Here is a 20,726-nt window from a genome sequence, read left to right on the forward strand (position 1 = left end):
GAAGATTCCCATAGATAAAGTGCGTGAACTCTAGCACAAGGCGTGATCGAAGTCACATTTGAATTCTGCTTAGTTCGCATTGATTTATCTTGTAAGCTTCAGTTTTACAACAGAAACTTATCATCCATATGCAATTGATTTATAAATTAACTGAATAGCAACCTCTTTGATATAGAACAAAAAAGGCCAAGCTAATGCTTGGCCAATGGGACAGAATTTCAGGCAACTCTGTGATTAGAAATCGTAACGCACACCTAAACGAAGCGTATCTTCACCCGTGTCCTTAAAGCCGTCTGCGTCAGCATCTGTCGACTTAATACCGTTGGAGAAGTAGGAAACATAAGTACGGAAGTTACCGTTGAACTTGTAGTAACCCGCTACTTCTACCCCATCCGTCGCATCCGCTTTAGTGCCATTTGCCGCTTCGTTTTCTTGATTGGTGTAAACCACCGCAGCAGAGAACTGTTTTGTAAATTTGTATTTCGCAGCAACCTCAAGCGCTTTAAACTCTTTATCGCTTGTGCCTGTTGCTTTGTCATCTAGGTCGCCGACTGAGTACGTCGCACCTAAGTAAAGAGCGTCTAGTGTATAACCTAGGCCACCAAGGATCTGGTTTTGGCTACCGTTTCCTTTACCTAGATCAGCACCTGAGAACGCTAGGCCCAGATCTAAGCCAAACGGTGCTGAATAAAGACCTGAGATGCTGTAACCGTCAGTGTCTTCATCGCTATTTGCTTGGTAAGTGGCTTGAAGTTGAAACGCATCGAATGCACCGCGGTAAGCAAACACGCTGTCTTCTTTGTCGCTTGCAGAGTTAATCACCTGCTGAACACCAGAGAACTCCGAGATATCTGTCAGATCCGATACGATAACGGCAGCCATGTCTTGACGACCAAACGACAGTGCATGACCATCAAAGTCTAGACCTGCATACATGTAACGGTTTTCAAACTCATCTTTACCTGTATCTTGCTCAGCTTCATAGACACCAAACGCTGACATGCCCTCAGTAATCTCAGATTTGCCTTTCAGGTTTAGACGTGCTCGAGTGCTATCGTCCATCGTGCCTTTAATCTCTGCACCTTTGCTTGTACCAATGAAGTCACCACGAAACTCTACGCGACCACCGACTTTCAGCTCAGTACCATCAGCTTTGTACACTGTCGCTGCAAGTGAAGAACCCGATACAAGTGCTGCAAATACTGCAGACGCTGCCACTGCTTTTTTCATCTTATTTACCCTTTACATTTAGAATGAGCTTCTGTGCTCGAACTGTTGATGCGAGATAAATTAGATGGACAGAATGACGTTTTGATTGCTAATCCATTACGATTAAATGTCGATTATATTTATGGTTCATTACAGTAAAATAAACAAAATCAATCAGTTAATTTTAATACAGACGCAATATAATTGTGTTGGTAACAAGCTTAGCGCTCGTCTTTGGGTGAATCCATGACCACCATAGTAGTGATAGACTGTACTTGAGTGCACTCACCTAATACGTCGGCATGAAACTTCTTGTAGCTTGGTAAGTCTTTGGTCTCAACTCGAAGTAAATACTCGTTAGCGCCTGTGATGTTGTGGCACTCAACGACTTCATCAACGAATCTGACGTGTTCTTCGAACTCTAGTTGGGCTTGTTTTCTATGACTGGCAAGGCCGATAGAGACATAAGCGACAAAGCCGACACCAAGTTGGCTATTATCAAGCATGACTCGATAGCCTTTAATCACCTCGCGTTTTTCAAGATCTTGGACGCGCCTAAGCGTGGCTGAAGCCGATAAACCAATACGCTCTGCTAACTCGACATTGGAGATTCTTCCGTCTCTTTTGAGTTCTTGCAATATTCTTTCGTCGAACTTATCCATTTCTCACCTTTATTGCGCAATTAGTCCTAGTCATTCGAATAAAAACACATAATTGCGCACTATTCCACCTAATATAGTGATTGACCGGTCAAGACAAGCGTTACTACGCAATATTATTGCTTTCACGATAGAAATAGGACATCTCATGGAATTCGAACAACTCACTGCTCTTGTGATATTTGCCTTTGTCTCGACCTTTACACCGGGGCCAAATAACTTAATGCTGATGACTTCAGGCGCTAATGTCGGCTATATGCGTACGTTACCTCACATGTGCGGAATTGCATTTGGTTTTGCATTTATGGTCTTGCTTGTTGGGCTTGGCTTGTCAGCGGTGTTTGAAGCGTATCCAATCGCCCACCTTGTATTGAAGTATGTCAGCTTGGCTTATCTTGCCTATTTAGCAGTTAAAATCGCGTTAAGTGGGCGCGCAAAAGACGTCGATAATTTTCGCCCTATGACATTCCTAGGGGCAGCCAGTTTTCAGTGGGTAAACCCAAAAGGTTGGTCTATGGCGCTAAGTTCCGTCACTCTATATAGCAATGGTGGCGGATGGATTGAACTAATGATCATTTCAGCGACCTTTTTATTGGTCAATTTCCCATCGGGTTCATTTTGGATTTTGGCAGGTCGAGAGCTTCAACGTTGGCTAACTAGCGCTTTACGCATCCGAAGCTTCAATATCCTGATGGCAGTCTTATTGGTTGGCTCCACACTGCCGATGATATAGATGTCAGGAATGTAAATTTGGTTAAAGATACTATCTAACTCTGTTGTGTGCTGTTAACCTAGATGAGAACAAGAACAATTCTCGAGTTAGCACATGAAAAAGCCATCACCAAAGCACGTTACCATATCTTCAACCGTCTCTATCACGCCAAACATGCAGCGCATTACCTTTCAAAGTGATGCGCTAAAAGAGTTTCCAAACAACTGTGAGGGTGGCTACATCAAGCTATTGTTTACGCCTTCTGGTGACACTGACCCACAACAGCTATCAGGCGATGAGCGCCCAGTGATGCGTACTTACACCATTCGTAAGTTTGACGAGCAAGCGGGAACCATTGAAGTCGATTTTGTTAAACACATCACTCACGATCTTAAGTGCGGTTTTGCTGCGCGCTGGGCGATGAAGGCTCAGGTTGGTGCTTCCATTCATATTGCCGGCCCAGGCACGATACAAGACATGAGCACAGACGCGGATTGGTTTTTCATGACCGCAGACATGACAGCCCTACCTGCCCTATCGGCCAAGATTCGACGTCTCCCGGCGGATGCAAAAGGCTACGCTGTGATTAAAGTTATCTCTGAGCAAGATATTCAACCCATCGAAGCCCCAGAGCATTTTGAAGTCAAATGGATCTTTGAGAATGATAACTTGGCACAAGCAGTTCGCGATCTGCCTTGGTTGGCTGGTAAAGCGTCCGTTTGGTGTGCTTGTGAGTTCGATTCAATGCGCGCGCTGCGTCAGTACTTCCGCAACGAGAAAGAAGTCGAACGCGAGAACATCTACATTAGCAGCTACTGGAAACAAGGTGTTTCAGAAGACGGTCACAAAGTGATTAAGCGCCAAGACGCTGAAGAGCAAGAAGCTTAATTCAAGGTTTTACTGTGTAATAAGACTAAGAGACGCCTTCTCTTGGTCTTAATCAAAGTTCTCCGCCAAGAAGTCGATCAGTAAGCGTACTTTTGGCGAGAGATTTCGGTTTTGCGGGTAAAGTGCCCAGATCCCCTCTCGCTCATCACGATACTCCGAAAGCACCTCGACTAATTCTCCGGCCTCTAGCGCTTCTTTCACATAGTGATCCGGGAGCTGTACTAATCCAAGCCCCCGTTTTGCTGCATCAAGCAGTGCGTAGCCTGAGTTGCAATGTATTCTTCCTGAAACCCGTATCGATTTTTCACTTTTAGAATCACGAAAACGCCAGTAATCAACTGACCCAACAAGACACTGATGATGGTTAAGTTCGGATAAAGTATGTGGCTCGCCGTACCTTTCTAGATAGCTAGGACTTGCACACACATACAATTGCCGACTCGATAATCGCTTGGCAATTAAGCTCGAATCCTGCAATTTCCCCAAACGAATCGCAACATCAACGCCTACCTCGATCAAATCAAGCTTTTGGTTGGTCAACATTAGCTCTAAGTCGACTTGCGGATAGAGTTCTAAGAATTGGTGCAATAATGGGGCGAGGTTTTGTTCACCGAAAGTGACGGGAGCGGTCACCTTTAGTAGACCTTTAGGTGTCGACTGCATTTGAGTAACAGCCAGTTCAGCCAGCTCTAGACCTTCGACGAGATGCTTACATTGCTGATAATAGAGCTGCCCAGCTTCCGTTACCGAGACTCTACGTGTGGTGCGATTGAACAGCTTAACGGCCAGTCTTTCTTCTAACAGAGCGACTTTACGGCTTATTTGCGCGACCGATGTATCGAGCTTCTTTGCAGCAGAGGTGAAAGATTGAGTTTCTGCAACTGCGACAAACTCGCTCACTCCTTCCCAATTTGCCATAGTGATTTCTGTAATATTGTCTTATTAAACCACTGTCATTATTGCAAACCTGTAACAGTAATACCACTTAGAAAATCGCCAAGCCTAGCGCGAATTGGAGTATAGAACTGTGCTAATATGTGCCTCTGTTCCAAACATCTCAATAACACAGCATGTCGAAACTCAAAATATCTCTAGGCGCTGCCTTGGTCACTATTGCCCTTGTTCTCGCTTGGGTTTTTATCCCTACCCATGTCAGACTCAGTAGCGAAATTCTTAATCAACCTGTTGGTGAAGGGTTCAAGCTCATCGGTCACAAGGCAATCTCGACCAAGCCCGAAGATGGCAAACTGAATCACTTCTTTCTAATCGATGAAAACAGTTCGGTAAAAGATGCGACCCCGTTTCTGATTACTTCAGACCCTTTCATCAAAGTAAACCAAACAGATGAGAACAAGCTTTCAATTACGATTAATGGTCGTGTGAAGCAGTTAGACAATGACCTTTGGGTTGAAAGAGCGGATGGCACGGTTCAGCACTGGTTTATTTCAGCGCAGATCAATTACGTTCGCTAGTTTTCTAAACTAGAAATATGCTCACAAACAGGTAAAATCACGCCCAATTGATTTTACCTGTAGTGAATACTTTAATGCACCACCCAAACCAGCTTTTCACTCGTTTCGATAGTGATATCCAATCGTATCCACTACCCGAGAAGTTTACCTTTCCTTTTTACTACCAGCCTCACCCACTGTGTGTCCTAGCCGCGCAGCAGCTGCAACGCCACCTTACTGTGCAACGAGCTTGGCATCATGATTTTGGTATTGATGGTAACCCAGATGGCACAGGTAAGATGTTCGGCGTGCTTCTTGTTCAGTCTCCCGAAGGCGAAATAGGCTATTTCTCTGCGTTTTCTGGCAAAATCGCCGACCAAAACTTATTGCCCGGCTTTGTTCCACCTGTGTTTGACATGTTAGCGGAAGAGAGCTTCTTTCGAACAGATCTCGCTGAGATCACTCAGCTCAATCAAGCGGTTAAAGTAGAGCAATCCAACCCAGAACTTTTGCAGCTTAAAGAGGCATTAAGTCAGCTGGAACAAGGTTATGCAGAGGCAGAGCAAGAGCAACGTGACGCGATTATTGAAGGGCGCGCTAGGCGAAAAGAACAGAGAAAACAAGGCGAAGCCAACCTCGACTCTAGCCAACTTGATGCTCTACTCGTTGAATTGAGTAAAGAAAGCGTCGCTGAGAAAAACGTCCTTAAGTACTTAAAGTTAGAGTGGGAAGAGAGAATCGCTGGCGTCAGCTCAAAGCTAAATGAACTGACAACGTCACTCAATACTTTAAAAGAGAAACGCAAACTGCTCTCTAATGCTTTGCAAAACAAGCTTTTTGAGCAATACCGTTTCTTAAACATTCGCGCTGAAGAACGGTCTCTAAAATCAATTTTTGCCCCCACTACCTCTCCGATTCCACCAGCGGGAGCAGGTGAATGTGCAGCACCTAAGCTACTCCACTACGCCTTTAAGCATGGCTTTAAGCCGCTAGCACTGGCTGAGTTTTGGTGGGGCGTTTCACCCAAATCTGAAATTCGTCAGCACACTAAGTTCTATCCTTCGTGTAACAGTAAATGCCAGCCGATCCTTGGGCATATGCTTGAAGGCATGTTGGTTGACGACAATCCGCTCGAAGAAAATTGGGCGGAAGATAAAGAACTAGAGATCTTATTTGAAGATGACGCGATGGTTATCGTCAATAAGCCTTCTGGGTTGCTATCTGTGCCGGGAAAAACCATCACAGATTCGGCCTACACCCGACTTCAACAGCGTTACCCTGATGTCGAAGGGCCTTTTGTTATCCATAGACTTGATATGGCAACGTCTGGTTTACTGGTGTTTGCCTTAACCAAGCGCGCCAATAAAAGTTTGCAAAAGCAGTTTATCTCTCGCAGCGTGCAAAAACGTTACGTCGCTTTACTTGAAGGATCAGTCTCTGAGTCTAGTGGTGAAATAGATCTGCCAATGCGTGGTGACCCGGTCGATCGCCCTCGCCAATTGGTCTGCTTTGAGCACGGTAAGCCCGCGCAAACCTACTGGGAAGAAATTTCTACGGTGAACGGCAGAAGCAAACTCTACATGTACCCTAAAACGGGTCGTACTCATCAACTCCGAGTACATTGTGCTCACCACTTAGGACTTAACCTGCCTATGGTTGGCGACACCTTGTATGGCGAAAAAGCAGAGCGATTGCATTTGCATGCCGAGCGATTGGAGCTCGAACATCCCTACTCAAAACAACCTATGACCTTCGAAGCACCTGAGAACTTCTAAACTTTCGTTGATTCATATCATCAACCTTTCGTTGGTGATATGAATATCAGCAACTATTCTTTAGATACTGACATTCTCTAGAGGATTGCACTATGCTCAAACAAAGCTTCAAGCTCATCGCTTTAATCTTTGCCCTTTCTGTCTCTCACATTTCTTATGCAAATACGGTTAAGCTTGCTAATGGCGAGTGGGCCCCTTATCAATCTAAGTCTCTCAAACAAGGGGGATTTATCACTCAAATTGTACGGGAAGCTTTCGAAGCTGAAGGTTACACCGTAGAGTTTGACTACATGCCTTGGAAACGAGGTTTTGAAGAAGCAAAAGCGGGTAACTATGACGGCTCTCTTATTTGGAGTAAAAACCCAGACCGTGAACAGCACTTCCTCTATTCCAACCCTGTTATTACTCTGAGTACCGCACTATTTCAACAAAAAGGCAAACCCGTCACTTGGAGTAACCGAGAAGATCTGTCGTCATTAAAAATCGGGGGGGTCACCGGCTATGCCTATGGTATTGAAGATCTAGAAAAAGCTGGAACGGTCAAAATACAGCGTATCGCAAGCGCTGAAAACAACTATAAAAAGCTCAAAGCTGGTCGTTTAGATGTAGTTTTGGAAGATATGGATGTCGGTATGGAAACAGTGACCAAGCTTGGCCTTACTGGTACGATTGAACCCAATGCTAAGATGCTTACAGAGCGAGACTACTTCGTGATCATTTCAAAAAACTCGCCACGTAGCCAAGAACTGTTAGACGCCTTTAATCGCGGACTAGCCAAATTAGAAGCCGAAGGTAAGCTTGAGCAATACAGACAAGCTTCAATTGAAGGTAAATACAAACAGTAATGGATGCATTCACCTATAAAAGAGAAGCTCTAGCATGGTATAGAGCTTCTCGTTGTTAACGACTAATCAGCAGATATTGTCACGAGACGAAGCCGCAATCGCGTCCCACCAGTCATATAGATATAGCGCGAGATAGATAGGAATAAGAGCCCAAAGCAGCGGATCATCAAAAACATGATACGTGGTCCCTATCGCGGCGACGGCCAACAGCATCAACTCTGTAATACCGATAAAGAGCAGCGCTTTAGTCAAATGAACCAAGTAGCGATGAACTGGAAAAGCCAACTGGGTCTTTTGGTAGGTTGCTTCAAAAACCCCAACAATCGCTGCCGCCATCAATAAACCAATCACAGCCAATATCGCAGACTGGTTACCCTTTTCCATTTCCTGCATCGCTTCAAAAGTCAGCTGATACATTAATGGTGCAGCTATGATCAAAACAAATAGCTGTTTGCCTACCACTTCTAGGTAAAACTGTTTGTGGCTCTTACCCATTGATTGTTTTCCTGCATGACATATTAAGGAATTTTATTCATTGAATTTTAAAACACCTCAACGATAAAACATAGCGATGGAAAATCATTGATAAGCCAAGCTCTCAGTGCAATTCCTGTGAGGCACGCTCAAATTTTAAGTGGCAACGCTTCTACCTAGTCATTCTATCGTGTAAGACAATCTATTGGCGGAATGAGCGACCAAAAGGAATGAAAGTGATGTCCAAGTTTAGCGCTGCGGTAAAGTGGCAACGTGGCCCAAGTGAAGCCTTCAACGACAATCAATACAGTCGCGCCCATACATGGCATTTTGATGGTGGAATCACTGTACCTGCTTCATCATCACCCCATGTCATTCCACTCCCTCTGTCGGTAGAAGAAAACGTCGACCCAGAAGAAGCCTTTATCGCCTCCATTTCAAGTTGTCATATGCTGACCTTTCTTGGCATTGCTGCGAAACGCCGCTACATCATAGACAGCTATACCGATGAGGCCGTAGGTTTTCTTGAAGAAGACTCATCAGGTAGAAGCTCCGTCACACAAGTCATACTGCGCCCGAAGATCGAGTTTAAAGGTGAAAAGCAACCCTCCTTGGAACAACTCGAAAAGCTACATCACCTAGCACATCAACACTGCTTTATCGCAAACTCCGTGACAACAGATATCACAACCGAAATTGTCCAAATGGGCCACTAATGAAGAAACTATTTCTTATCGCTACCTTTATCGGCTTCGGTATCTTTGTCGTTGTCGGTCAACAATCAAAACTTTTCGGTTCAAACAATCCAGATACTTTCCCTAAATTACCTTCACAACCAGATTTTACTGTTTCACACGAGTTTGATGGACAATGGATAGGTCGAAGAATCGACGTAAGCGGCAACAATATGTGTTCAAAGACCACTATCACTGGCACCGTTGCTGAAGGATTTGCTCAATTCATTTTGACTTACAATGGCACACCATTAAAAGGCTGGATAGAATCAAGCGAAGGCGGACTTGTACTCTACGCCACCAATAACCAGTGGGACTATCGTTTTACAGGCAAGGCAAGCGGCAATCGAATCTCCGGTGAGTGGCATTTGAAAAACGGCATCTGCAAAGGCAATTGGTATCTGGAAAAACAAAGCTAATTGTCCCCCCCTTCTTCATGCTACACTCTGCTGCAACTATGGGGTTCTCCCCCCTGATTTAATCTAGATTCAGAGTGTAAGCATGTCTTTCTCGAAACTCGGCTTAAGCCAACCTATCACTGATGCTATTTCTCAACTTGGCTATCAAAAACCCACCAATATCCAAACTAAAGCGATTCCTGTCATTCTCCGCGGAGAAGATCTGATCGCCGCTGCACAAACGGGAACGGGTAAAACCGCAAGCTTTGTGTTACCAATTCTAGAGAAACTTAGTCAAGGTGAAACACAACGTAAAAAGCGCATTCGAGCTCTCATTCTAACCCCGACTCGCGAACTAGCGGTTCAGGTTGAACAGAAGATTCAAGATTACAGCCAGCACCTACCTCTGACTTCTCTCGCCATGTATGGTGGCGTCGACGAACAAGCTCAAAAACAAGCGTTAATCGAAGGTGTCGATATTCTCGTTGCAACGCCGGGGCGTCTGATTGATATGTACGGCAAGCGCGCGGTACATTTTGACGAAGTCGAAGTCTTGGTGCTAGATGAAGCTGACCGCATGCTGGATATGGGCTTTATTGATGATATCAACAAAATCCTTGATCGCTTACCTACAGATATTCAGAACCTTCTGTTCTCTGCCACGCTTTCAAACAAGGTTCGAGACCTAGCAAAAACAGCGGTACACGACCCTTATGAGATCTCCATTGCAGCCAATCAAGCCTCGAAGAAGAACATCGAGCAATGGCTGATTACCGTTGATAAAGACAAGAAATCTGCCCTACTGAGCCATCTAATCAATGAGAATGATTGGGACCAAGCGCTGATATTTATCGAAACAAAACATGGCGCTGCTAAGCTCGCCTCTCAGCTCGAAAAACGTGGCATTATGGCCGAAGCATTCCACAGCGGCCGTAGCCAAGCGGTTCGTTCAAAACTGCTGGAAGACTTCAAAGCTGGTAAGATTAAGTACATGATCGCAACAGGGGTTGGCGCTCGCGGTATCGACATTGAAGGTTTAACGCGTGTGATTAACTATGATTTGCCGTTCCCTGCCGATGAGTATGTACACCGTATTGGACGTACAGGTCGTGCAGATGCACAAGGTGAGGCAATCTCCTTTGTATCCAAAGACAACTTCAAAAACCTTTGCATGATCGAATCACGCTTGGGTCACCTCATTGAACGCCGTGAAGTTAAAGGATTCGCCCCACGAAAACCTGTACCCATTTCAATTTTGAATTATGTACCTAAGCACAAACGTCAGCAAAAGGAAGATTAAATGACTGCCCCAACAAAAATCACCTTCTTCGAGTTTCTGACTCCGTTAGTCGCCTCAGGTAAGAAGACCATTACGATTCGCGATGAATCAGAGTCTCACTACGTGCCAGGCACCAGGGTTGAAGTTTTCACCCTAGAGACCGATGAAAAAGTGTGTGAGGTGAAAATCTTGTCTGTGAAACCGCTGCACTTTGATGATATTAACGAGTTTCATGCGCAGCAAGAGTACATTGAACTGCCTAAGCTGAAAAAGTTAATTCGAGAAATCTACCCTAACACGGACACATTGTTCGAAATTAGCTACGAGCTAGTCTAAACCAAATGCCCGCAGACACTTTCTGCGTCTGCGGGCATTTAAAAACTTGATCTTTCTTCCAAACCCTTCACTTCTCCTACTTTTTTTTGATATGCAGCTAAACTGATATATAGGCAAAATATTCAATTGAATCAATAACCTTATATTGTGTGTGGTATCAATGTCAGTTTCTTCTCTACATAGATTTCAATATTTACCCATAGTAGCGCTCGCCATTTCAATGATTGTGGGTGGCTACTTTTTCCATAATACGCTAGCCGATTGGACTAAGCGTATTGTAAGCGGATACATGTCTAGCTTACTCGATGATGTGGCACACCAAATACACGAAAAGAAACTCGATCTCTATGATATGGAACAACCTGAGATTGACGTCTTTATCGATAACCTATCCCAATCACGCTTTGGACAACGCTTTACCATCATACATAGCAGCGGTAAGGTACTTGGCGACTCGCAGCTTTCAAATCGAGAGATTAACGCACTGGATGACCATAGTAATCGTCCAGAAATTGCTGAAGCACTGAGTGGCGGAGTGGGTGTATCAAAGCGGTACAGCGAATCTATCAACCAAGATTTACTCTATGTCGCCAAAACTTTAGAGCTTCCGCCCGATGAGCATGGGCATGACACGAAATATGTCATCCGCCTCGCCATGCCGCTTACCGCGCTTAACGCAATGACACTGGACCTAGAGTTAATTGTCGATGCCTTAATGGCCGCTTCCTTTATCGTACTCATTGCCTCTTCTTGGTTTAGTCATCGAAGAATCTTTGCCGTAGTCAACCATGAGCGTCAGCAACAGGAAATGCGGATTGCAAAGAGTACCCGTGAGATTGAATTGTTGCACCAACTCGCCAATATGCTTGCAGCATGTAATAGCATTAAAGAAGCGCAAGTTGTTGTCGCAGATATCATCCCTAGGCTACTCGGCGACATTAATGGCAGCGTGTCGATCATGCGCGAGTCACGTAACCAGCTCGAAGTGAAACTTGACTGGGGTGGTGAATGGCCAGCGAGTAAAGTCTATGCACCAAATGATTGCTGGGCACTTAGAAAAGGTAAGTTTCATCTATCTCATGAAAAGCATCACAACTTAGTCTGCAGTCATATGAGTGGCTTAGATGAGGACGGAACAACTTTATGCATCCCTCTTACCGCTCATGGTAATACCGTTGGTATGTTCCATCTCTATTTTGGGATTCAATCTCAGGAAGTCAGTGAAGAGACCAAACAATTAGCCTTTACTCTCGCTGAGCACCTTGGATTAGCGCTGGCTAATTTAAGCCTACAGGAAAAATTACGTTCGCAAGCGATGCGAGATCCGCTTACTGGCTTGTTCAATAGACGCTACTTTGAGGAAGTTTTTGACAAAGAATGGTCCAAAGCAGAGCAAGACCATGCTGAACTGTCACTGCTAATGCTCGACCTTGACCATTTTAAGCGTTTTAACGATAACTTTGGTCATGATGCGGGAGATTACGTATTAAAAGAGGTGTCTGCTTTGCTCAATCGCTCAATCGAAGAGAATCAGGTCGCTTGTCGACTGGGCGGTGAGGAGCTGGCGATTATCTGCCCTGAGACGGGTAAAGACGAAGCGCTTAAACTGGCTAACCTTATCGTCGAATCAGTGAGAGAGCTGCACTTGGACATGAAGGGTCTCTCCTTAGGACAACTCGGCGTTTCTATCGGTGTGACCACATTCCCAGAGCTAAATGCATCTACCACTGAGTTGGTTAAAGCAGCAGACACCGCGCTTTATCAAGCTAAAGAGCAAGGGCGTAGCCAAGCTATCCATACTCATACCAATGTTGAGAAAGCGCCTACTGCAACCATCACAGATATACTGCCTCGAAAACCTTAACCACACATTCATCACTCGTAGTCTGTTAGCTCAGATTATGAGTGATGCTTTACCGGTTTATTTATCACGCTTGCCCACATCAAAAAGTACAGATTTAATTTGCCGCCAACACGAACTAGACGACTGGTCTAATTTAATTTATAGTGCACCTCATGAAAGAAAAAACGAACGATACTCGCCAGCACATACTCGATGTGGGCTATGAATTAGTGGTGACCAAAGGCTTTACGGCTGTTGGTTTGTCGCAACTATTAAAAGCCGCGGATGTACCCAAAGGCTCTTTTTATCACTACTTCAAGTCTAAGGAACAGTTTGGTGAAGCCTTAATCGAAGACTACTTCAGAACCTATCTTGCGCGACTTAACGCATTTTTTAACTCTGAAGACGGTAATGCTAACGAGCGATTAATGGGTTATTTCTCACGCTGGCTTGAAGTGGAAAACGGCGTATGTAATGCCAATCGCTGTTTAGTCGTAAAGCTCAGCGCAGAGGTTTCAGATTTGTCAGAGACTATGCGCGTCGCTTTAGCAACAGGTGCAGGTCGGATCATTGAATTGATCGCTCAATGCATTCAAGCTGGTATTAAAGATGGCTCGATATCAGCGGTAAATCCTCATGCAACAGCGACACAGCTATATCAACAGTGGCTTGGCGCAAGTTTACTTAACAAGCTGGTTCAAGATCATACCCATCTTGAACACAGCCTAGAAACAACCAAAGCACTACTAAAGATTTAATATCAACCAAACAAGAACAATTCCCGTAGTTGAAATGTCCTACGGGAATTTTTTGAAACAGCAGCTAGACGACTGGTCTAATAATAGGAAAATCACTCAATGACTAATAACGTAAACCGACGTATTGTACTCGCCTCTCGCCCTACAGGTGCCCCTGTAGCTGAAAACTTCCGCCTAGAAGAGTCTGAGAAGCCACGACCTCAGCAAGGCGAAATGTTGCTTCGCAGCGTCTATCTATCTCTGGATCCCTATATGCGTGGTCGTATGAGCGATGCTAAATCCTACGCTGATCCTGTTGCCCTAGATGAAGTAATGGTTGGGGGAACCGTTTGCCAAGTTGAAGCTTCAAATCATCCAGATTACGAAGTTGGTGAATGGGTATTAGCCTTTACTGGTTGGCAAGACTACGGTATCTCAGACGGTGAAGGGCTGATTAAATTGGGCAAGAACCCTACTCACCCATCTTATGCGCTAGGCGTGATGGGAATGCCTGGTTTTACCGCTTACATGGGACTGCTTGATATTGGCCAACCTAAAGCAGGTGACACTCTTGTGGTCGCTGCGGCAACTGGGGCTGTAGGCTCTATGGTCGGTCAAATTGGTAAGCTAAAAGGCTGCCGCGTTATTGGTGTGGCCGGTGGTGAAGAAAAGTGCCGTTACGCAGTCGAAAAGTTGGGTTTTGATCTTTGTCTCGATCACAAAGCAAATAACTTCGAACAGCAATTAGCAGCGGCGTGTAATCACGGTATCGATATCTATTTTGAGAACGTGGGTGGCAAGGTGTTCGATGCTGTTATGCCGCTACTCAACACTGGTGCTCGTGTTCCTCTATGTGGCCTTATCTCTCAGTACAACGCTACTTCTTTACCTGAAGGTCCAGACAGAATGTCGATGCTGATGGCCCAGCTTTTGATCAAACGAATCAAAATGCAGGGATTCATTATTTTTGACGATTATGGGCACCGCTACGGAGAGTTTGCATCAGATATGGGTCAATGGCTTGCCGAAGGAAAAATTCATTACCGTGAGCACCTCGTAGAAGGCTTTGATAAGGCTCCTGAAGCATTTATCGGCCTATTAGAAGGTAAGAATTTTGGCAAACTGGTTATCAAGACCAACGACGCACTATAAGGAACTAACATGATTAAGTTACACCATTTAAATCAATCTCGTTCCAAGCGTATTATCTGGTTGCTTGAAGAGCTCGGCGTAGACTATGAGATCGTTCCTTATCGTCGTGATAGTGTGACATTTCTAGCTCCGCCAGAGCTAAAGTCTATTCACCCACTAGGGAAGTCTCCGGTTATTGAAGAAGCAGGGAGAGTGATCACTGAGTCGGGTGCTATTACAGAGTATCTGATAGACAAATACGCGGCAGATACACTGGCGCCGGCAAGAGGAACCGACGACCACTTAGATTATTTACAATGGCTTCACTTTGCTGAGAGCTCCGCAGCTCTGCCGTTGTTACTGAAGGTTTTCGTTGAAAAAGATGGCGCTGCGATGAATTTTTTACCTGATTACGCGGCAATCGAACTGGATAAAGTGATGAGTTATGTTAATCAACGACTTGAAGGTAAGCGTTACCTAGTTGCTGACAAACTCACTGGTGCCGATATTATGATGTCTTTCATCGTCGATATTCTCACCAACTTTGGTTTGCTAGAGCGTTATTCCAATATCACTCGCTATGCAGAGCAACTCGCTAGCCATGAAACATGGCAAAAAGCGCAGCAACTAGAAATCAAGTTCTTATAACCTGTTCGCTTTCAAGCTGCCAAACTCAGTTTGGCAGCTTATTACCTAGCCTTTAATGTTCTATCTATCCTCTTAGCATCCCTCAAGATAGAAATTATCTATCGATAACATAGCTACAATCAGTTTTATATCTAAGCTCCTGCCTACTATTCTCTGTCGTAGATAAACGGTCCTGCAAGACTTGTTAAACATGAACAATTCGACTGTCACCGACAAAACAAGAATCAACCAGACAGTTGAAAGTACGCGACACTAAGGAGCAAAATCATGGAACACAAAAATGGTAACAATGGCGGTCAGTGCCCAGTAATGCACGGCGGCGCAACCTCTTCAAATTCATCCAATGTAGCTTGGTGGCCAAATGCGCTTAACCTCGACATCCTTCATCAACACGACCAAAAAACTAATCCATTGGGCGCTGATTTTAACTATCGAGAGCAACTAAAAAAGCTGGATGTAGACGCGCTTAAAAACGATCTGAAAGCATTGATGACGGACAGCCAAGATTGGTGGCCTGCAGACTGGGGACACTACGGCGGCTTGATGATTCGTATGGCATGGCACTCTGCTGGTACGTATCGCATTGGCGATGGTCGCGGCGGCGCGGATACAGGTAATCAGCGTTTTGCTCCTCTTAACTCTTGGCCAGATAACGGTAACCTTGATAAAGCTCGCCGCCTACTTTGGCCAATCAAACAAAAATATGGCAACAAAATCAGCTGGGCTGATCTTATGATTCTTGCGGGTAACATGGCCTATGAATCAATGGGATTAGAGACATTTGGTTTTGCCTTCGGCCGTGAAGATATCTGGCATCCAGAAAAGGACATCTACTGGGGTGCAGAGCAAGAGTGGCTAGCCACCAGCGATTCAGATAATAGTCGTTATTCTGGTGAACGCGATTTAGAGAATCCACTAGCAGCTGTGATGATGGGACTTATCTACGTCAATCCAGAAGGTGTCGACGGTAACCCAGATCCACTTAAAACAGCCCAAGACATGCGCGTGACTTTTGCACGTATGGGGATGAACGATGAAGAAACCGTTGCCCTTACAGCGGGTGGACATACTGTCGGAAAAGCACACGGTAACGGCGATGCGTCAAAACTAGGTGCGGAGCCTGAGCGTGCAGAGTTAGAAGAGCAAGGCTTAGGATGGAACAACCATACCTCTCGCGGTGTCGGTCGCGATACGGTGACAAGTGGTATCGAAGGTGCTTGGACAACCAATCCTACACAATGGGACAATGGCTACTTCCACTTGCTGCTGAATTACGATTGGTGGCTTCAAAAGAGCCCCGCGGGCGCTTGGCAATGGGAGCCAACCCATATTGAAGAGCACGATAAGCCAGTCGATGTAGAAGATCCAAGTATTCGTCATAACCCGATCATGACTGACGCGGACATGGCTCTACGATTTGATCCTGACTATCGTAAAATTTCCGAGCGTTTCCACAACGATCCAGAGTACTTCTCAGAAACCTTTGCCCGTGCATGGTTCAAGTTGACTCACCGCGATATGGGACCAAAATCTCGCTACTTTGGTCCAGACGTTCCAGCTGAAGAACTAATTTGGCAAGACCCTGTTCCAGTAGGGAAAGCTGACTATGACGTTGCGGCAGTAAAAGCCAAAATCGCTCAAAGTGGCTTAAGCATCAGTGAGATGGTCTCTACGGCATGGGATAGTGCACGCACTTTCCGTAATTCTGATAAACGTGGCGGTGCTAACGGCGCACGTATTCGCCTTGCACCTCAAAACCAATGGCAAGGTAACGAGCCGGAGAAGCTGGCTAAAGTGTTACCAATAGTAGAAGGCATTGCGAATGAGTTCGGTATTAGCGTTGCAGATACCATTGTTTTAGCTGGCAACGTCGGGATTGAGCAAGCGGCTAAAGCTGGTGGCATGGATATTTCGGTTCCTTTCGCTGCTGGTCGTGGTGACGCAACAGCAGAACAAACTGATATCGAATCATTTGAGGTGCTTGAGCCTGTGGCTGACGGCTTCAGAAACTGGCAGAAGAAACACTACGCTGTCAGCCCTGAAGAACTGATGCTAGACCATGCTCAACTGTTGGGTTTAACTGCACCTGAAATGACAGTACTAATTGGTGGTATGCGAGTACTCGGCACAAACCACTCAGACACTCAACATGGTGTATTCACAGACAAGATTGGAACACTCACAAACGACTTCTTCGTCAACTTGACGGATATGCGTTATACGTGGAAGCCAACAGGTCGCAACTCGTACTCAATCGTTGAACGTGCAAGCGGCGAAGAAAAGTGGACTGCAACTCGCGTTGACTTAGTATTTGGCTCTAACTCAATCCTGCGTGCTTACGCCGAGGTATACGCACAAGACGATAACAAAGAGAAGTTTGTTCAAGATTTTGTCAATGTATGGACTAAGGTCATGAACGCAGACCGTTTCGATTTAAAACAGTAACTTGAATCGCCTCCACTCTCTTCAGCGAGTAGTGGAGGCACAAACGAACTATTGAAAGCGGCTAATCGCTTGGAAAAATCGCCCAAGTTGCACTAGTTTTAATGATGTAACCTAGATTAAGAAATGAGGCGCATATAACGCCTCATAATCTATAAAGTAAGTGTTACCAGTGAGGAGAGTTGGTTATGAAAGGCTTCGATTTCTTTAAGTTGTTTGACACCAAAGAACTATTCATCTATTACTGATGTTTCGCTACCGCTTTCATCAGTACCGACGTATCCATACGCCCGAAGCCATCTTGCTGCAGTTCGGCGTATTGTTCGTCCACCTTTTTAGTTAAAGGTAGCTCTAACCCAACGCGCTCTGCTTCTTTAAGACAGAAGCCCAAGTCCTTACGCATCCAATCAATCGCAAAACCAAAATCAAACTTATCTTGTGACATTGTCACGGCACGATTTTCCATCTGCCACGAGCCTGCCGCACCATGCTTTAATGTTTCAACGACTTGCTCGACATCTAAACCTGACTTCTGCGCAAGTAACAGCGCTTCACTTAAGCCTTGCAAGATACCACCGATACAAATCTGGTTAACCATTTTACAGCGCTGGCCTTGACCATTTTCACCCAGCAAGGTCATCTGTTTGGCATAAACATCCATCACTGGTGCAACTTGATCAAATATAGCCTGTTCACCACCACACATTATGGTAAGTACACCATTCTCAGCCCCTGCTTGGCCGCCCGACACTGGCGCATCAATAAAGTGGTTGCCATTGGTTTGAGCCGCTTTGGCAAGTTCCACCGCTAGTTCAGCGGACGTCGTAGTATGGTCGATTAAGGCTGCCCCTTCCTTTAGCCCTGCAAGTACACCATCTTCACCGTAGATAACACTGCGCACGTCATCATCGTTACCCACGCAGACGAATACAATGTCACTATCCTGTGCGGCTTGTTTTGGCGTCTCACACGCTGTGCCTTGGTAATCATTAGCCCATTGCTCTGCTTTAGCTTTGGTACGATTGAATACCTTAGTTTCATAGCCTGCTCTACTTAAAAACCCAGCCATTGGATAGCCCATCACACCTAAACCAATAAAGGCTACTTTCTGCTGACTCATCCCTATCTCCTTTTGAATTTTATAGTTAGAGAGATAGTCTACTAAACATTAGCCGTTTGTTTGACTAAAAACTTTTTCAGCAAGCCATTGTAGAAGTATCGAACTTTGGTTGAGGTGTACAAACGTTAATAAGAAAGGTGTAGAGACAAAAACGCGCCATTGGGGGGATGGCGCGCGGCGTCATGGCAGTAATGGACGCGAGTCTGATACTAACTATCTTCGACAAGAAAAAACATGAAAGGAATTAGGAAGAATAGTGCATGTTTTCTATCAAGTATTTTTATTAATCCAAAGATTGTAGAAGTCGCTGTAGCCGCCTTTGCTTATTTCAACGCCTTGAACTTCCACACTGCATGTCACCTTTTCTTTCCCATGAAATAATGGCAATAACTGTTGGTGGCGATATAAAGATTGCTCAATTTCTTTCAACGCTTGGTATGGGTTTTGGTGACTTACTGCCTTCTTAACAGCTTCACAGTGTTTTTGCATTGCTTCATCATTATAAATAAACCTCAATCCTGATGAGGCAAGTAGCCAATCATATAGCCCAAAATCTTGAGGTTGCTCGATAATTTCCTCTATGAACAAGATATCAGCCTGATCTCTCATCGCGCCGGGGTCACTGATATCTTCAAGTGTTTTTATATCCACTGTGACACCCGTTTTCTCAATGACATCTTTCAGCCAAGCGACCGTTTTCTTTAACAGCGGAATCGTTAGTTTAGGCTTGGTGATTACTAGGTGCCCTTCTAATCGAGGTGGTACCGCCTGCATTATCTTGTGCTCATATTGCGAAAAACTTAGGTCATCAACGACTAAATCGGAGTCAAAAAGCTTTCGTTGGCTCTGCACATAATCAATAAGCTTTTTAATGGTCGCTTGGGTAATTTCAGCGCCATTTCGATAATTGATCGCTAAGTAAGAAAGAGCATTGATCATACTCTCTTCCACCACACCTTCTTTACGATTAAAGCTCAAATTGTAATCTTGTAACTCTGAAGCTTCCGTCAGCGTAATTTGATCAAGTAGCGCACTATGCCCATAGTACTTACCATGCCGTTTTAAAACCAAGCGCTCGCTGTCCCACTCTTTGACGAAAAATGGTCCAGTCCCTACGTTTACACTTAACCCATTCGCGAACTCAGCTTTATCCTCACTGTATATCGAGGTATGAGGTAGACATAAGATATATAGAAAAAGCGGATTTGATTGACAAAGCTCAATCGTCAGTTGGTTTCGACTCACCACCTTGATGTCACAAACTTGCTCAAATAGGTATTTAACAGGCCCATCTATCGACATGAGTTGATTTAAGCAATCCACAACATGAGTGACTTCTAATCTTTTACCGTTGTGACATACGACCTCTGGCCTTAACCAAAGATGTATGGATCGCCCTTCTAGCTGCCAACAGTGTGCTAGCCCAGCTTGAATTTTTCCTTCTTTGTCCTGCACAAGTAAGGTGTTGTATATACTGCGTAGAATTTGTAGTTCGGGCAATCTATAAGTTTTAGCTGGTTGTAATTTATCAACCCAAGGGTATTGAGTGATCAGTAAATTTCCACACTCCTCATTGAGTTGATTTTGTTTTTCAGTGGCTAACGTTAGCGCTTTAACGGCAGTTTCTCCGAAGAGTTCCATCATCCGAGTAATGTTCGAAAAACGGCCATGTTCAAGCTCTGCAACAAATAACTTTTCTAGCACACAACATAGCGTCACTTTGATTTGCAGCTGGCTCAAATTGCCCCTGCCTTTCGAAGGAATCCAACAGATCCACCCCAGTTCAGACAAACTTTTAATGATGTTTGACGTATTTCTACGCGAGGTTGAAAAAGCGTTCTCCAACTCTTCGATCGCCAAGTGGTAAACCTTATCAGGTTCATATTTTAATAGTAGCTGCTGGAGTCTACGTAAGTTCGCGTCGCTCAATGGTTATCCAATAAGTTTAATAAATTCAATTGCATAATGTTGCGGGTCAAATGAAAACATATAACTTTCCTCTTGCCAATCTTTGCTGGAGAAAAATCAAATTGCATTGATGCCAT

20 protein-coding genes are annotated in these 20,726 nt (G+C 44.8%); 14 read left to right on the top strand and 6 right to left on the bottom strand.

Features of this window, described 5'->3' with window-relative positions:
• Positions 1 to 234 precede the first annotated feature (234 nt).
• Positions 235 to 1,230: a porin gene (locus tag AC6R00_RS16960; protein ID WP_500641271.1), complete on the bottom strand. Its 996-nt coding sequence runs from the start codon at positions 1,228 to 1,230 to the stop codon at positions 235 to 237.
• Positions 1,231 to 1,430: 200 nt separating this feature from the next.
• Positions 1,431 to 1,871, bottom strand: a complete 441-nt coding sequence (locus AC6R00_RS16965; protein ID WP_500641272.1) for an Lrp/AsnC family transcriptional regulator — start codon at positions 1,869 to 1,871, stop codon at positions 1,431 to 1,433.
• 145 nt (positions 1,872 to 2,016) lie between these two features.
• Between AC6R00_RS16965 and AC6R00_RS16970 the strand changes: the two genes are divergently transcribed.
• Positions 2,017 to 2,601 (top strand): LysE family translocator, encoded by a 585-nt coding sequence (locus AC6R00_RS16970; RefSeq protein WP_500641273.1) that lies wholly within the window; start codon positions 2,017 to 2,019, stop codon positions 2,599 to 2,601.
• Between the two features lie 93 nt (positions 2,602 to 2,694).
• On the top strand, positions 2,695 to 3,468 hold the full coding sequence (locus AC6R00_RS16975; RefSeq protein ID WP_500641274.1) for a siderophore-interacting protein: 774 nt from the start codon (positions 2,695 to 2,697) through the stop codon (positions 3,466 to 3,468).
• Positions 3,469 to 3,516: 48 nt separating this feature from the next.
• On the opposite strand, the gene AC6R00_RS16980 is transcribed toward AC6R00_RS16975, so the two are convergent.
• On the bottom strand, positions 3,517 to 4,386 hold the full coding sequence (locus AC6R00_RS16980; RefSeq protein ID WP_069669310.1) for a LysR family transcriptional regulator: 870 nt from the start codon (positions 4,384 to 4,386) through the stop codon (positions 3,517 to 3,519).
• A gap of 152 nt (positions 4,387 to 4,538) precedes the next feature.
• Between AC6R00_RS16980 and AC6R00_RS16985 the strand changes: the two genes are divergently transcribed.
• From AC6R00_RS16985 to AC6R00_RS16995, 3 genes are all read left to right on the top strand, one after another.
• Positions 4,539 to 4,940 (top strand): hypothetical protein, encoded by a 402-nt coding sequence (locus tag AC6R00_RS16985; RefSeq protein WP_500641275.1) that lies wholly within the window; start codon positions 4,539 to 4,541, stop codon positions 4,938 to 4,940.
• A gap of 74 nt (positions 4,941 to 5,014) precedes the next feature.
• A complete protein-coding gene (locus AC6R00_RS16990; RefSeq protein ID WP_500641276.1) occupies positions 5,015 to 6,694 on the top strand; it encodes an RluA family pseudouridine synthase in 1,680 nt (559 codons plus the stop codon).
• A gap of 92 nt (positions 6,695 to 6,786) precedes the next feature.
• Positions 6,787 to 7,539, top strand: a complete 753-nt coding sequence (locus AC6R00_RS16995) for a substrate-binding periplasmic protein (protein ID WP_500641277.1) — start codon at positions 6,787 to 6,789, stop codon at positions 7,537 to 7,539.
• Between the two features lie 66 nt (positions 7,540 to 7,605).
• Here AC6R00_RS16995 and AC6R00_RS17000 read toward each other — a convergent pair whose 3' ends face one another.
• A complete protein-coding gene (locus AC6R00_RS17000) occupies positions 7,606 to 8,034 on the bottom strand; it encodes a hypothetical protein (RefSeq protein WP_500641278.1) in 429 nt (142 codons plus the stop codon).
• A 218-nt stretch (positions 8,035 to 8,252) separates the two neighbouring features.
• On the opposite strand from AC6R00_RS17000, the gene AC6R00_RS17005 reads away from it, so the two are divergent.
• The 9 genes from AC6R00_RS17005 (at position 8,253) to katG (ending at position 17,564) form a co-directional block, all read left to right on the top strand.
• Positions 8,253 to 8,729 carry an OsmC family protein gene (locus AC6R00_RS17005; RefSeq protein ID WP_500641279.1) on the top strand — a complete coding sequence of 159 codons (477 nt, stop codon included), beginning with the start codon at positions 8,253 to 8,255 and terminating at the stop codon, positions 8,727 to 8,729.
• Entirely contained in the window at positions 8,729 to 9,166 is a 438-nt protein-coding gene (locus AC6R00_RS17010) for a hypothetical protein (RefSeq protein WP_500641280.1), read from the top strand. Before AC6R00_RS17005 ends, AC6R00_RS17010 begins: the two co-directional genes overlap by 1 nt.
• A gap of 82 nt (positions 9,167 to 9,248) precedes the next feature.
• A complete protein-coding gene (locus tag AC6R00_RS17015; protein ID WP_500641281.1) occupies positions 9,249 to 10,445 on the top strand; it encodes a DEAD/DEAH box helicase in 1,197 nt (398 codons plus the stop codon).
• Entirely contained in the window at positions 10,446 to 10,760 is a 315-nt protein-coding gene (gene yqfB, locus AC6R00_RS17020) for a N(4)-acetylcytidine aminohydrolase (RefSeq protein WP_500641282.1), read from the top strand.
• Between the two features lie 160 nt (positions 10,761 to 10,920).
• Complete coding sequence (locus tag AC6R00_RS17025; RefSeq protein WP_500641283.1) at positions 10,921 to 12,624, top strand: sensor domain-containing diguanylate cyclase; 1,704 nt, start codon at positions 10,921 to 10,923, stop codon at positions 12,622 to 12,624.
• A gap of 152 nt (positions 12,625 to 12,776) precedes the next feature.
• Positions 12,777 to 13,361 carry a TetR/AcrR family transcriptional regulator gene (locus AC6R00_RS17030; RefSeq protein ID WP_500641284.1) on the top strand — a complete coding sequence of 195 codons (585 nt, stop codon included), beginning with the start codon at positions 12,777 to 12,779 and terminating at the stop codon, positions 13,359 to 13,361.
• 99 nt (positions 13,362 to 13,460) lie between these two features.
• Complete coding sequence (gene curA, locus AC6R00_RS17035; RefSeq protein ID WP_500641285.1) at positions 13,461 to 14,492, top strand: NADPH-dependent curcumin/dihydrocurcumin reductase; 1,032 nt, start codon at positions 13,461 to 13,463, stop codon at positions 14,490 to 14,492.
• Between the two features lie 9 nt (positions 14,493 to 14,501).
• Entirely contained in the window at positions 14,502 to 15,119 is a 618-nt protein-coding gene (locus AC6R00_RS17040; RefSeq protein WP_500641286.1) for a glutathione S-transferase family protein, read from the top strand.
• Between the two features lie 267 nt (positions 15,120 to 15,386).
• A complete protein-coding gene (gene katG, locus AC6R00_RS17045) occupies positions 15,387 to 17,564 on the top strand; it encodes a catalase/peroxidase HPI (RefSeq protein ID WP_500641287.1) in 2,178 nt (725 codons plus the stop codon).
• 238 nt (positions 17,565 to 17,802) lie between these two features.
• On the opposite strand, the gene AC6R00_RS17050 is transcribed toward katG, so the two are convergent.
• On the bottom strand, positions 17,803 to 18,681 hold the full coding sequence (locus AC6R00_RS17050) for an NAD(P)-dependent oxidoreductase (protein ID WP_500641288.1): 879 nt from the start codon (positions 18,679 to 18,681) through the stop codon (positions 17,803 to 17,805).
• Between the two features lie 270 nt (positions 18,682 to 18,951).
• Complete coding sequence (locus tag AC6R00_RS17055; RefSeq protein ID WP_500641289.1) at positions 18,952 to 20,610, bottom strand: ABC transporter substrate-binding protein; 1,659 nt, start codon at positions 20,608 to 20,610, stop codon at positions 18,952 to 18,954.
• Positions 20,611 to 20,726: the final 116 nt, after the last annotated feature.

The organism is Vibrio sp. R10-SF1-ISO8 (genome assembly GCF_059833805.1).